This window comes from Vibrio salinus, from assembly GCF_021272385.1.
In the GTDB taxonomy this organism is placed as follows: Bacteria; Pseudomonadota; Gammaproteobacteria; order Enterobacterales; family Vibrionaceae; genus Vibrio; species Vibrio salinus.
This window is the reverse complement of the sequence record NZ_JAJSDZ010000009.1, coordinates 188,674-200,703: the sequence shown is the minus strand read 5'-3', so window position 1 is coordinate 200,703 and position 12,030 is coordinate 188,674. Positions and strand designations below refer to the sequence as shown.

General features: G+C 43.6%; 15 protein-coding genes. 4 read left to right on the top strand and 11 right to left on the bottom strand.

The genetic code is table 11. The features are described from left to right. Window positions 1-74: 74 nt before the first annotated feature. From cysN to cobA, 3 genes are read right to left on the bottom strand one after another with little or no spacing between them, the layout of a single operon-like run. The gene (gene cysN, locus LRQ06_RS09035) at window positions 75-1,502 is read right to left on the bottom strand and encodes a sulfate adenylyltransferase subunit CysN (protein WP_232766035.1); all 1,428 of its coding nucleotides are present in this window, start codon (window positions 1,500-1,502) and stop codon (window positions 75-77) included. Window positions 1,503-1,520: 18 nt separating this feature from the next. Further along, window positions 1,521-2,423, bottom strand: coding sequence for a sulfate adenylyltransferase subunit CysD (gene cysD, locus LRQ06_RS09030; RefSeq protein WP_232766034.1), 903 nt, complete (start codon window positions 2,421-2,423; stop codon window positions 1,521-1,523). Window positions 2,424-2,480: 57 nt separating this feature from the next. Next, window positions 2,481-3,362 carry a uroporphyrinogen-III C-methyltransferase gene (cobA, locus tag LRQ06_RS09025; protein ID WP_373054817.1) on the bottom strand — a complete coding sequence of 294 codons (882 nt, stop codon included), beginning with the start codon at window positions 3,360-3,362 and terminating at the stop codon, window positions 2,481-2,483. 175 nt (window positions 3,363-3,537) lie between these two features. Here cobA and LRQ06_RS09020 point away from each other — a divergent pair, with 175 nt between their 5' ends. Further along, a complete protein-coding gene (locus tag LRQ06_RS09020; protein ID WP_232766032.1) occupies window positions 3,538-4,005 on the top strand; it encodes a GNAT family N-acetyltransferase in 468 nt (155 codons plus the stop codon). Window positions 4,006-4,016: 11 nt separating this feature from the next. Here the strand turns inward: LRQ06_RS09020 and LRQ06_RS09015 are convergent, their stop codons facing one another. Next, window positions 4,017-4,598 (bottom strand): LysM-like peptidoglycan-binding domain-containing protein, encoded by a 582-nt coding sequence (locus tag LRQ06_RS09015; protein WP_232766031.1) that lies wholly within the window; start codon window positions 4,596-4,598, stop codon window positions 4,017-4,019. A 233-nt stretch (window positions 4,599-4,831) separates the two neighbouring features. Between LRQ06_RS09015 and bamJ the strand changes: the two genes are divergently transcribed. The 3 genes from bamJ (at window position 4,832) to LRQ06_RS09000 (ending at window position 7,457) form a co-directional block, all read left to right on the top strand. After that, window positions 4,832-5,452 carry a BamJ family beta-barrel-assembly machinery protein gene (gene bamJ / locus LRQ06_RS09010; RefSeq protein ID WP_232766030.1) on the top strand — a complete coding sequence of 207 codons (621 nt, stop codon included), beginning with the start codon at window positions 4,832-4,834 and terminating at the stop codon, window positions 5,450-5,452. 107 nt (window positions 5,453-5,559) lie between these two features. Beyond that, entirely contained in the window at window positions 5,560-6,066 is a 507-nt protein-coding gene (locus tag LRQ06_RS09005; RefSeq protein ID WP_232766029.1) for a DUF2780 domain-containing protein, read from the top strand. Between the two features lie 122 nt (window positions 6,067-6,188). Further along, window positions 6,189-7,457 (top strand): O-acetylhomoserine aminocarboxypropyltransferase/cysteine synthase family protein, encoded by a 1,269-nt coding sequence (locus tag LRQ06_RS09000; protein ID WP_232766028.1) that lies wholly within the window; start codon window positions 6,189-6,191, stop codon window positions 7,455-7,457. An 86-nt stretch (window positions 7,458-7,543) separates the two neighbouring features. Here the strand turns inward: LRQ06_RS09000 and rplQ are convergent, their stop codons facing one another. From rplQ to secY, 7 genes are all read right to left on the bottom strand, one after another. Further along, window positions 7,544-7,924: a 50S ribosomal protein L17 gene (gene rplQ, locus LRQ06_RS08995; protein ID WP_232766027.1), complete on the bottom strand. Its 381-nt coding sequence runs from the start codon at window positions 7,922-7,924 to the stop codon at window positions 7,544-7,546. A 26-nt stretch (window positions 7,925-7,950) separates the two neighbouring features. Then, window positions 7,951-8,943 carry a DNA-directed RNA polymerase subunit alpha gene (locus tag LRQ06_RS08990; protein ID WP_232766026.1) on the bottom strand — a complete coding sequence of 331 codons (993 nt, stop codon included), beginning with the start codon at window positions 8,941-8,943 and terminating at the stop codon, window positions 7,951-7,953. A gap of 24 nt (window positions 8,944-8,967) precedes the next feature. Next, window positions 8,968-9,588, bottom strand: coding sequence for a 30S ribosomal protein S4 (gene rpsD / locus LRQ06_RS08985; protein ID WP_232766025.1), 621 nt, complete (start codon window positions 9,586-9,588; stop codon window positions 8,968-8,970). 27 nt (window positions 9,589-9,615) lie between these two features. Continuing rightward, complete coding sequence (gene rpsK, locus LRQ06_RS08980; protein WP_001118870.1) at window positions 9,616-10,005, bottom strand: 30S ribosomal protein S11; 390 nt, start codon at window positions 10,003-10,005, stop codon at window positions 9,616-9,618. Between the two features lie 19 nt (window positions 10,006-10,024). Beyond that, window positions 10,025-10,381, bottom strand: coding sequence for a 30S ribosomal protein S13 (gene rpsM / locus LRQ06_RS08975; RefSeq protein ID WP_232766024.1), 357 nt, complete (start codon window positions 10,379-10,381; stop codon window positions 10,025-10,027). A 147-nt stretch (window positions 10,382-10,528) separates the two neighbouring features. Further along, a complete protein-coding gene (gene rpmJ, locus LRQ06_RS08970; protein WP_039969906.1) occupies window positions 10,529-10,642 on the bottom strand; it encodes a 50S ribosomal protein L36 in 114 nt (37 codons plus the stop codon). Window positions 10,643-10,683: 41 nt separating this feature from the next. Beyond that, window positions 10,684-12,021 carry a preprotein translocase subunit SecY gene (gene secY, locus LRQ06_RS08965; RefSeq protein WP_232766023.1) on the bottom strand — a complete coding sequence of 446 codons (1,338 nt, stop codon included), beginning with the start codon at window positions 12,019-12,021 and terminating at the stop codon, window positions 10,684-10,686. Window positions 12,022-12,030: the final 9 nt, after the last annotated feature.

Below are 12,030 nucleotides of genomic sequence, written 5' to 3'. Positions count from 1 at the left end.
CTCACCTCAGAAAAAGAAAGGAAAACCAGACAGAGATTAATCACCTGACTGGATTTCCCTTTATCGATAGTCAATTAACGAAAAAACTGACTGATATCTTTTGCTTCCCAATGAGGGAAGTGTTTGCGGATCAAGGCATTCAGCTCAATTTCAAATGTGGGGGCATCATTAACCGGATGCTCTGCAGACAGAAGGCCATCCCGTACCAGTCCGGCTCCGACAGTCACATTGGTTAACCGATCAATAATAATAAAGCCCCCCGTATCAGCACAATCGAGGTAACGATCAAGCGAAACAGCCTCATTGAAGGTCCATTCACATAAGCCAATCCCATTTAAAGGAAGCTGTTCTGACTCAAACGTCGAAATATTATTAATGTCATACTGATGACGAACCGTTTTCACCTTACCGATGGTTTTTTTACCGGCAATTTTGATATCGTATTCACGCCCGGTCTCAAGCGGAGCTTCGGTCATCCATACAACATCCGCAAGCAAATGGTTTGTTACCTCGGTTTCATCGTCAGCACGAAGAATCAGATCTCCGCGACTGATATCAATTTCATCGGCTAATGTCAGGGTTACAGCCTGACCGGACATCGCCTTCTGTAGATCACCATCAAAAGTCACAATACGAGAAACCGTCGATGTTTTACCGGATGGAAGCACTTTAACGGTATCACCAACTGAAATATTTCCAGCAGCAACTGTACCGGCAAACCCTCTGAAATCCAGATTAGGGCGGCTTACATATTGCACAGGGAAACGAAACTCTCCCTTACCTTTCACTTCATCGATATTCACCGTTTCCAGAACATCAAGCAGAGAACTTCCGTTATACCACCCCATATGAACACTTGGCTCGACGACGTTATCCCCTTCAAGAGCGGAAATAGGAATAACTCGAATATCAATGTCACCCTTAAGGTTCTCAGAAAAATCCAGATAGTCTTGTTTTATTTTTTCAAAAACATCCTCAGAGTAATCCACTAAATCCATTTTATTAACCGCAACAACAAAATGCTTTAACCCTAACAAATTGGAAATAAATGAGTGCCGACGAGTCTGATCCAGAATCCCTTTACGGGCATCAATCAAAATAACGGCAAGATCACACGTTGAAGCACCTGTTGCCATATTCCGGGTATACTGTTCATGCCCCGGAGTATCCGCAATAATGAATTTCCGCTTTTGTGTTGAAAAATACCGGTAAGCAACATCAATCGTAATACCCTGCTCACGTTCTGCCTGTAGCCCATCAACAAGTAATGCTAAATCAGGACGCTCCCCGGTTGTTCCTACCCGCTGACTGTCCGTTTTAACTGCAGCCAGTTGATCTTCATAAATTTGCTTCGAATCATGTAGAAGACGGCCAATGAGTGTACTTTTTCCATCATCAACCGAACCACATGTCAGGAATCTAAGTAGTGACTTATGTTGATGCTGATTCAGGTATCCCTCGATACCTAACTCATCTAATTGAATTTGAACTGCATTATTCATCGTACTTTCCTTAGATCCTTAGAAATAACCCTGGCGTTTTTTCAGTTCCATCGATCCGGACTGATCATGGTCGATCGCCCGCCCCTGTCGCTCACTGGATGTCGCAACCAACATTTCTTCGATGATTTCCGGCAACGTGTCTGCCTCAGATTCAATGGCCCCCGTTAATGGATAACACCCCAGAGTCCGGAAACGCACATTTTTCCTTTCTATTTTTTCTCCCGGTTCGAGCTTAAACCGATCATCATCAACCATTATCAACATGCCATCACGCTCAACAACCGGCCTTTTTTCAGCAAAATAAAGCGGCACAATATCAATACCTTCCAGATAGATGTATTGCCAGATATCCAGTTCAGTCCAGTTTGAAAGCGGAAAAACCCGAATACTTTCACCTTTATTTATCTGACTGTTATAAGTACGCCATAACTCCGGACGCTGATTTTTAGGATCCCATGCATGATTTTTATCACGGAATGAATACACCCGTTCTTTAGCCCGGGACTTTTCCTCATCACGCCGGGCACCACCGAAAGCGGCATCAAAACCATACTTATTAAGGGCTTGTTTAAGCCCTTGTGTTTTCATCAGATCTGTGTGCTTCGATCCATTTTCAAACGGACTAATATTCATCGCTAACCCTTCCGGGTTTTTATGTACAATCAAATCCAGATTGTACTTTTTAGCCGTTTCATCACGGAATTTGATCATTTCCTGAAATTTCCAGTCCGTATCGACATGGAGTAGTGGAAAAGGTATCTTTCCAGGATAAAAAGCTTTACGGGCAAGATGCAGCATGACAGATGAATCTTTACCGATGGAATACATCATGACCGGATTAGAAAACTCCGCTGCCACTTCACGAATAATGTGAATACTTTCTGCTTCTAACTGTTTTAAATGTGTTAAGCGTTGATCCATCTCTTGCTTCCTTTTGAATCACTGTGCAAGCATTTTGCTATTAGCGTTTTATTTTGTTTATGCAAGCTGATATTTTCTCTCAGCAATGTGTTGTTCATTTCCAAACCAATTCAGTTTTTCCGATAATGAAACGACTTCTCCCACAACGATCAGAGAGGGCGATCTCGCATCAGAGGATAACAAAGCAAGTTCACTTAACTTCCCTTTAAAGACTTTCTGAGAAAGCTGAGTACCACGCTCAATAATGGCGATTGGTGTTTCAGCAGCACGTCCATGAAAAATAAGCTGCTCCTGAATGTAGCTAGACTTCATCAGCCCCATATAAATAACCAGTGTCTGATTTCCTTTTGCCAATGTTGACCATTGCATTTCATCGCTGTCTTCTTTCACATGACCGGTAACAAAAATGGCAGATTGAGCAAAATCTCTATGCGTTAACGGTATCCCTGCATAGGCCGTTGCGCCTGCAGCCGCTGTAATTCCCGGAATGACCTGAAAAGAAATTCCGGCATCAAACAGAACTTCTAACTCTTCACCTCCCCGGCCGAAAATAAAGGGATCGCCACCTTTAATCCGGGCCACACGATGCCCCTGTCTGGCAAAGTCGACTAATAACTGATTGGTTTTATCCTGAGAAACACTGTGGTGACCGGCTCTTTTCCCAACACAAACCAAAATGACATCACCGGGGATGAGCGCCATAATTTCATCTGAAACAAGATAGTCATAGAGAACAACATCAGCTTGCTGAAGAAAACTTAATGCTTTCAGGGTGAGAAGCTCCGAATCACCAGGTCCTGCCCCGATTAGCGCAACTTCTCCCGGATGAAGCTGAGCTTTCGAATATTGAGATAAACTCATATCACGACGTGAAGAATCCTCCACGAATCGCGGCGGGTAATTCTCATGCAGTGAAATAACCGTTTTATCCTTCTCCATCTTGCTCAACTCCTAACCATCTGATAAGTGCATTATGGCGATATAGTCTTATTGCGCGAAATTCTATAATTTTATTTTTTATTCCAAAAACAAATATAAAAATAAATTAAACGTTTGAATTTCAATTTTTGATGGGCGATGATTTTCTTTCCTGTTGATACCGGAAAGGGAAATAATGATTACCTGGAAAACCATCGCATTCGAAGCGCTCTCAAATAAGCAACTTTATGAATTGATTAAATTGCGTATTGATGTTTTTGTTGTTGAACAAAATTGTCCATATTCAGATTTGGATGATAAAGATATGGCTGATGGTGTAATGCATCTGTTGGCTTTATCGGAATCGGACGAGATTCTTGCGTACGCCCGGTTATTACCCCCCGGTATCAGTTATCAATACCCAAGTATCGGACGGGTCATTGTCAGAGAAGATCAAAGAGCCAACGGCTTAGGTCATGAACTGTTAAATGAAGCGATTAAACACTGCCACCTACAATGGCCGGATAACACAATAAAAATCAGTGCTCAGTTGCATCTGGAAAAATTTTACCGCGCTCATGGCTTTTCCTGCTGCGGTAAGCCCTACCTGGAAGATGGGATCCCTCACGTAAGTATGACATTCTTATCTGTTAACGAAAACTGACTACAGGAAAACTATTTACTGCGGCCAAAGCCACCACCAGATAAACGGAAAAACATGACTGACTGGTCGCTCTTTTCTAACTGAAGAATGTCTAACTGACCATTTTTAGCGAATTTAAAACGAATTAACTGACCCGGTCTGATATTGCTCAATGGTTTATCAGGCCCTTCAGCTCTGACAAGTGCGTGCAAATCCGCTATTGATAAATCATTATTACGAAATACTTTCGATAATGTATCACCATTTTTAATGGTATATGTGACCCAGGCAGAAGAACGAATCGCCCGCTTTTCGGTCATTTCAGCCTGATTTGACATATCCTGAGCGTTCAAAGTCAATGGAATGCGCTTTGGCTGCTGCCCCGTAACAGTATCATCAGCCTTTTGATCCGAAACCGAGGGTAAAGGGATAAACATCATCACAATAACAAAAGTGACCAGTCCCATTAAAATCCGCTTATGGCGGGTGGGAAAATCATCCCAAAGGTTACGGATACCGGCCAGAGATAACTGAAAGTCAAATTCAGAGCACTTCTGTTGTAAAACAGTGAAATACCCTGAATAACTACTTTCTTTACTACGCCGATGATTCATCGTTGTCCGTCTCCTTCCTGCCTGAAATAAGTATATGAATTCCAGCCTTCCTAGTATAGAGCAATTAGTAAAAGAATCGAAACGTTGACATAAATCTGAACGTGTTTTGCAAAATGATTGCATTGATTGGCATTTGTGTGGTTGACAACAAGTTATAACAAATCATCATTTAATCCGCCCGCTTTAACTGTTATCCTAGCCAACTTTATACATCGAATAAGAGAGACAGACCAATGTCTGAAGTAAAATTTGAAACAGTCGAACAAAAAGCAAGTTATGGTATTGGCCTGCAAATGGGTCAGCAATTAGCAGGAAGCGGCCTTGAAGGTCTTGATATTTCATCGATTTCTGAAGGTATTGCAACTGCACTGAAAGGTGAAAAGCCAGCACTTGAAGTTGATGATATCAACAACGCCCTTCAGGAAATCCATGCCCGTGCACAAAAAGTCCGTGAAGAATCGGCTAAAGCCGCTTCAGCAGAAGGTGAAGCATTCCTGCAGGAAAATGCAAAACGCGAAGAAGTGAACGTTCTTGAATCAGGACTACAGTATGAAGTGATTACTGAAGGTGAAGGTGCTAAACCAACAGCTGATAACACCGTGCGTGTTCATTACCATGGACAGTTAACAGACGGCACGGTTTTCGACAGCTCTGTTTCTCGTGGTGAACCAGTTGAATTCCCGGTAACCGGCGTTATTAAGGGCTGGGTTGAAGCGCTTCAGCTTATGACTGTTGGTTCTAAATGGAAACTGTTTATTCCTCAGGATCTTGCTTATGGAGAACGAGGCGCAGGCGCAGCAATTCCACCATTCGCAGCGCTTGTTTTTGAAGTAGAACTTCTTGATATTGTTTAATATCTAAGAACAAAGATAAGAACATGAAGCGGTGTTATTTACACCGCTTTTTTGTGGTTACTATACTATAGGTGTTTTATTGAATTTCTTCTTGTGGAGTCACTACAATGAATAAACCTTTCGTCACCTTATCCCTTACTGCACTACTCTCAGCCACTCCTGCCTATGCCGCGTTTAATCTGGGCTCAGCCACCGATGCGGCATCAAAATTAGACAGCAGTACTCTTTCTTCCCTTGCCACCGGTCTCGCCGGTAAAGTTAATACTCAGTCAGGCTCTCCACTTGTCAGTGCCTTGACCGACTCTCTGGACGTGTCCTCTGCTCAGGCAACGGCAGGCTCAGGTTCGTTACTGGCTTATGCATCAAGCGCATTATCATCAACACAGTCCAGTGAACTGACCAGTCTTGTTCCGGGCATGGACAAACTCACCAGTTCTCTTCCCGGACTCTCTAACACATCAACTGACATGAGCGGAGTCTCAACTATTTTTAATCAACTGGGTATGGATTCTGCTATGGTCAGCCAGTTCGCACCGACAATCCTGAAATACCTGTCAGGCCAGGGCGCATCCTCAGAACTTATCACATCTCTCACCTCTCTCTGGCAACAATAATTAACTCCGTATATTATCTATCCTTATCAAGCGTGAAAATGGTTGGCTGACATCCCTTTCACGCTCAATCTCTTACTTTACACTCATCGGAAGTATGTATTTTGCATTAAGGAAAAGCGAGAATGAAAGACGATACGTTAGCCATACATTTCGGTTACGAAACCGACCCAACAACAAAATCCGTTGCAGTTCCTATTTTTCAGACAGTATCCTACGAGTTTGACAGTGCTCAACATGGGGCGGATTTATTTAATCTTGAGGTCCCGGGAAACATATACACCCGTTTGATGAATCCAACGAATGATGTATTAGAAAAACGACTGGCGGCATTAGAAGGAGGAATAGGGGCGCTGGTCACCAGCTCAGGAAGCGCTGCTATTAATTATGCCGTTCAGACACTGGCGGAAATTGGAGATAATATTGTATCAACCCCTCAGTTATACGGTGGTACATATACACTATTTGCTCACATGCTTCCAAAACAGGGGGTTACCGTAAAATTTGCTAAGGATGATAAGCCAGAAAGTCTGGCAAAATTAATCGATGACAAAACAAAAGCTGTCTATTGCGAATCAATTGGTAATCCAGCCGGAAACATCGCAGATATCGAAGGTATCGCTAAATTAGCACACGCCCGTGGTGTACCGGTTATTGTCGATAATACCGTTGCAAGCCCTGTGCTATGTAAGCCTATTGAATACGGTGCAGATATCGTTGTCCACTCGATCACCAAATACATCGGGGGGCATGGTAACTCTTTGGGTGGCGTTATTATTGATTCAGGAAAGTTCCCATGGGCCAAACACAAATCCCGCTTTCCTGCTTTTAATCAGCCAGAACCATCCTATCACGGTGTCGTTTATACAGAAGCGTTTGGGAATGCCGCCTTTATCGGCCGGGCAAGAACTGTCCCTATGAGAAATACAGGCTCAACTCTATCACCAATGAACTCATTTCTGATTTTACAAGGTGTAGAAACGTTACCTTTGCGGATGGAAAGACACTGTGAAAACAGCATCAAAGTTGCTGAATATCTCAAGAAGCATCCGATGGTCAGCTGGGTAAGTTATGCGGGGCTTGAAGAATCAGAATTCTATCCACTGGCTCAGAAATACATGGATGGGAGACCATCCGGTATTCTTTCATTCGGTCTTAAAGGGGGATACGAAGCTGGTGTGAAATTTTATGATTCATTAAAAATGATTAAACGCCTTGTCAACATTGGCGATACACGAACACTGGCCTGTCATCCGGCCTCAACAACTCACAGACAATTGGACGAACATGAGCAGAAACAAGCTGGTGTCTTACCTGAAATGATCCGCCTGTCTGTAGGTATTGAACACTCAGATGATATTATTGCTGATCTTGACCAGGCACTGAATGCATAAATTTTATTATTGCAAACAAAGCTCTTGGTGTTAACAGAAAACAAAAAAGCCGAGCAAATGCCCGGCTTTTTCAATCACGAAACTGATTACTCAGCAGCTTCTTCAGCTTCTGGACGATCAACAAGCTCAATGTAAGCCATTGGAGCTTTATCACCAGCACGGAAACCAGCTTTTAGGATACGAGTGTAGCCACCTTGGCGGCTAGCAAAACGTGGACCTAATTCGTTAAATAATTTTGCAACAACTTCGTTATCACGAGTACGTGCAAATGCCAGACGACGGTTAGCAACGCTGTCAGTCTTAGCTAGTGTAATCAAAGGCTCAACTACGCGGCGAAGCTCTTTTGCTTTTGGCAAAGTAGTCTTGATAAATTCATGACGTACTAAAGAGCTAGCCATGTTGCTGAACATCGCTTTGCGATGACTGCTGTTGCGGTTGAGTTGACGACCACTCTTACGATGGCGCATGACCAAATCCTTCTAACTATTATCGATTAATCTTCAGCGATTGATGCAGGTGGCCAATTTTCTAAGCGCATGCCCAGAGACAGACCACGTGAAGCAAGTACGTCTTTAATCTCTGTAAGAGATTTCTTACCAAGGTTAGGCGTTTTAAGAAGCTCAACCTCTGTACGCTGTACAAGATCACCGATGTAGTGAATCGCTTCTGCTTTCAGACAGTTAGCAGAGCGAACTGTTAGTTCAAGATCGTCTACAGGACGCAATAGGATCGGATCGAATTCAGGCTTCTCTTCTTTTTCCTCAGGAACTCGTACATCACGAAGATCTACGAATGCATCCAATTGCTCAGCAAGAACTGTTGCTGCACGACGAATAGCTTCCTCAGGTTCGATCGTTCCATTAGTTTCCATGTCGATAACAAGCTTATCCAAATCGGTGCGTTGTTCTACACGTGCAGCTTCAACAGCATAGGCGATTTTATCGACTGGGCTGTAGGTAGCATCAACAAGCAGACGACCAATAGGACGCTCATCTTCTTCGGTATGGATACGAGCAGAAGCCGGAACATAACCACGACCACGTTCAACTTTGATACGCATAGCGATCTCAGCGTTGTCATCAGTAAGATGACAAATCACGTGCTCAGGGTTTACGACCTCGACATCACCTTCATGAGTGATGTCACCTGCAACAACAGGGCCCGAGCCTGATTTGTTTAGTGTAATGAACACTTCATCTTTGCCTTCGGCAACGCGAACAGCTAACCCTTTCAGGTTTAGAAGAATCTCAAGAATGTCCTCCTGAACGCCTTCTTTTGTGCTGTACTCGTGTAGTACGCCTTCAATTTCGACTTCTGTGACTGCACAACCAGGCATAGAAGATAAAAGAATACGGCGAAGTGCATTACCAAGAGTATGGCCAAAACCACGCTCTAATGGCTCAAGAGTTACTTTTGCGTGTGTCGTGCTGACCTGTTCAATATCAACAAGACGTGGCTTAAGAAATTCTGTTACAGAACCCTGCATTGTGTCCTCTCTTTAATTTAAACCTTACTTAGAGTAAAGCTCGACGATCAATTGTTCGTTGATGTCAGCTGACAGATCTGAACGCTCAGGCGAACGCTTGAACGTACCTTCCATCTTACCTGCATCTACTTCAATCCAAGTTGGTTTTTCGCGTTGTTCAGCAACTTCAAGAGCCGCTTTAATGCGAGATTGCTTTTTCGCTTTCTCACGGATAGAAACAACGTCGTTAGCCGCAACATTGAAAGAAGGAATGTTTACCACTTGGCCGTTGACTAGAATAGCTTTATGACTAACTAGCTGACGTGCTTCAGAGCGAGTTGCACCAAAGCCCATGCGATAAACGACATTATCTAGACGACCTTCAAGAAGCTGAAGCAGGTTTTCACCTGTATTGCCTTTAAGACGAGCAGCTTCTTTGTAGTAGTTACGGAATTGTTTTTCCAGAACGCCATAAATACGACGTACCTTTTGCTTCTCACGAAGCTGTACACCATAGTCGGACAAACGGCCGCGACGAGCGCCGTGTACACCTGGTGCATTATCGATTTTACACTTGGTATCGATCGCACGAACACCAGACTTAAGGAACAAGTCAGTGCCTTCGCGACGGCTAAGCTTAAGCTTAGGACCCAAATATCTTGCCATGATCTTTCTCCAATCTTCCTCGAAACGTTAAACGCGACGTTTCTTAGGTGGACGACAACCGTTATGAGGGATTGGTGTCGCATCAACGATGTTTGTGATACGGAAACCAGCAGCGTTCAGTGCGCGAACAGTAGATTCACGACCTGGACCTGGACCCTTAACCATAACCTCTAGATTCTTAAGGCCATATTCTTTAGCCATTTCTGCGCAACGCTCTGCAGCAACCTGTGCAGCGAACGGAGTCGACTTACGAGAACCACGGAAACCTGAACCACCTGCAGTAGCCCAAGCCAGAGCGTTACCTTGACGGTCAGTGATGGTTACGATTGTGTTGTTAAAAGATGCATGAATATGCGCAACGCCATCAGCGACTTGCTTACGTACGCGCTTACGTGCGCGTGTTGGTTGTTTAGCCATTGTACTTTACCCTTCCCGACTATTTCTTGATCGGCTTACGCGGACCCTTACGGGTGCGAGCATTGGTTTTAGTACGCTGTCCACGTAGTGGTAGACTGCGACGATGACGAAGACCACGGTAACAGCCAAGGTCCATAAGACGCTTGATGTTCATGGAAACTTCACGACGTAGATCACCCTCTACAGTGTACTTAGCTACACCATCACGCAGCTGATTGATCTGATCTTCAGTTAGTTCACTGATCTTAACATTCTCAGCAATACCCGCTTCAGCAAGAATAGCTTGTGAGCGAGTTTTACCGACACCGTAAATCGCAGTAAGTGCGATTACAGCATGTTTCTGATCAGGAATGTTAATGCCTGCTATACGGGCCACTATTCACTCCTAGTACTCTAATAAGAAATTATCCGCAACAAAGCCCGCTGAGGATACGTTGCGGAAGACTACTTCTTTTGCACGCAAAAGGTAGGCCGAGGAATATACTCGACCAACCCTTATTTTTCAAGTAAAAATTTCTGCTAATTAGCCTTGGCGCTGTTTATGCTTTGGCTCACTGCAAATTACGCGAACAACACCGTTGCGCTTGATAATTTTACAGTTACGGCAGATTTTTTTAACGGAAGCACGAACTTTCATTGCTAAACTCCGTAAATAGAATCTTAGCAGCTAAATCGTAATTAACGACCATAGCCTTTCAGATTCGCTTTTTTCAACACAGAATCATACTGATTAGACATCAGATGAGTCTGTACCTGTGCCATAAAGTCCATAATAACTACCACTACGATAAGTAGCGACGTTCCACCAAAATAGAATCTAACATTCCAAGCGGACATCATGAACTGTGGAATCAGACAGATAAAGGTAATATACAACGCACCCGCAAGAGTTAAACGTGTCATCACTTTATCAATGTATTTTGCTGTCTGCTCACCTGGGCGGATACCGGGTACGAATGCACCAGACTTCTTAAGATTATCAGCTGTTTCACGAGGATTAAACACCAACGCTGTATAGAAGAAACAGAAAAAGATAATCGCTACCGCATAAAGTATTACATAAAGGGGCTGACCAGGACTCAATGCCAGAGAAACTTGCGTTAACCAGCTAAATGCTGAGCCTTCGCCACCCACGTTACCAAACCACTGTGCCAGTGTGCCTGGGAACAAAATAATACTTGATGCAAAGATTGCCGGAATAACACCTGCCATATTAATTTTCAATGGTAGGTGAGTACTCTGAGCTGCAAATACTTTACGACCTTGTTGACGTTTTGCGTAGTTAACAACGATACGGCGTTGACCACGTTCCATGAAAACAACAAAGTAAATAACAGCAAATGAGATTACCGCAATCAATAATAGCAGAAGTACATGCAATTCACCTTGACGCGCTTGCTCAATAGTTTGTCCGATTGCCTTTGGCAACCCTGCAACAATACCAGTAAAAATCAGTAATGATATACCATTACCGATCCCGCGTTCTGTAATTTGTTCACCTAACCACATCAAAAACATGGTGCCGGTTACTAGACTCACGGTTGCAATGAATGTAAACATGGTTTGATCGATAACGACCAGATTGTTGACCATATTTGGTAATCCAGTTGCAATACCTAACGCCTGGAATATTGCAAGAACAAGCGTGCCATAACGCGTATATTGGCTAATCTTACGACGGCCTGCTTCACCCTCTTTTTTGAGTTCAGCTAACGCAGGATGAACTACAGTCAGCAATTGGACAACAATTGATGCCGAAATATACGGCATAATACCCAATGCTAATATAGATGCACGCGAAAGAGCACCACCGGAGAACATGTTAAACATTTCTACGATGGTCCCTTTTTGCTGTTCGAACAATTCGGCAAGTACAGTTGCGTCAATACCAGGAATCGGCACAAAAGAGCCCGCTCGGAAAACTAAAAGTGCGATCAATACGAATAATAAGCGCGACTTTAATTCACTGACGCCGCTCTGAGCACTACGAATATCTTGTCCTGGTTTCTTAGCCATCTGTACCTC

What these genes read in the sequence shown, in the direction of transcription:
- rpsD (WP_232766025.1), bottom strand. Translation starts at nt 9,588, where the DNA reads ATGGCAAGATATTTGGGTCCTAAGCTTAAGCTTAGCCGTCGCGAAGGC.
- cysD (WP_232766034.1), bottom strand. Translation starts at nt 2,423, where the DNA reads ATGGATCAACGCTTAACACATTTAAAACAGTTAGAAGCAGAAAGTATT.
- rpsK (WP_001118870.1), bottom strand. Translation starts at nt 10,005, where the DNA reads ATGGCTAAACAACCAACACGCGCACGTAAGCGCGTACGTAAGCAAGTC.
- cysN (WP_232766035.1), bottom strand. Translation starts at nt 1,502, where the DNA reads ATGAATAATGCAGTTCAAATTCAATTAGATGAGTTAGGTATCGAGGGA.
- secY (WP_232766023.1), bottom strand. Translation starts at nt 12,021, where the DNA reads ATGGCTAAGAAACCAGGACAAGATATTCGTAGTGCTCAGAGCGGCGTC.
- bamJ (WP_232766030.1), top strand. Translation starts at nt 4,832, where the DNA reads ATGTCTGAAGTAAAATTTGAAACAGTCGAACAAAAAGCAAGTTATGGT.
- rpmJ (WP_039969906.1), bottom strand. Translation starts at nt 10,642, where the DNA reads ATGAAAGTTCGTGCTTCCGTTAAAAAAATCTGCCGTAACTGTAAAATT.
- LRQ06_RS09000 (WP_232766028.1), top strand. Translation starts at nt 6,189, where the DNA reads ATGAAAGACGATACGTTAGCCATACATTTCGGTTACGAAACCGACCCA.
- cobA (WP_373054817.1), bottom strand. Translation starts at nt 3,362, where the DNA reads ATGGAGAAGGATAAAACGGTTATTTCACTGCATGAGAATTACCCGCCG.
- LRQ06_RS09005 (WP_232766029.1), top strand. Translation starts at nt 5,560, where the DNA reads ATGAATAAACCTTTCGTCACCTTATCCCTTACTGCACTACTCTCAGCC.
- LRQ06_RS09020 (WP_232766032.1), top strand. Translation starts at nt 3,538, where the DNA reads ATGATTACCTGGAAAACCATCGCATTCGAAGCGCTCTCAAATAAGCAA.
- LRQ06_RS09015 (WP_232766031.1), bottom strand. Translation starts at nt 4,598, where the DNA reads ATGAATCATCGGCGTAGTAAAGAAAGTAGTTATTCAGGGTATTTCACT.
- rplQ (WP_232766027.1), bottom strand. Translation starts at nt 7,924, where the DNA reads ATGCGCCATCGTAAGAGTGGTCGTCAACTCAACCGCAACAGCAGTCAT.
- LRQ06_RS08990 (WP_232766026.1), bottom strand. Translation starts at nt 8,943, where the DNA reads ATGCAGGGTTCTGTAACAGAATTTCTTAAGCCACGTCTTGTTGATATT.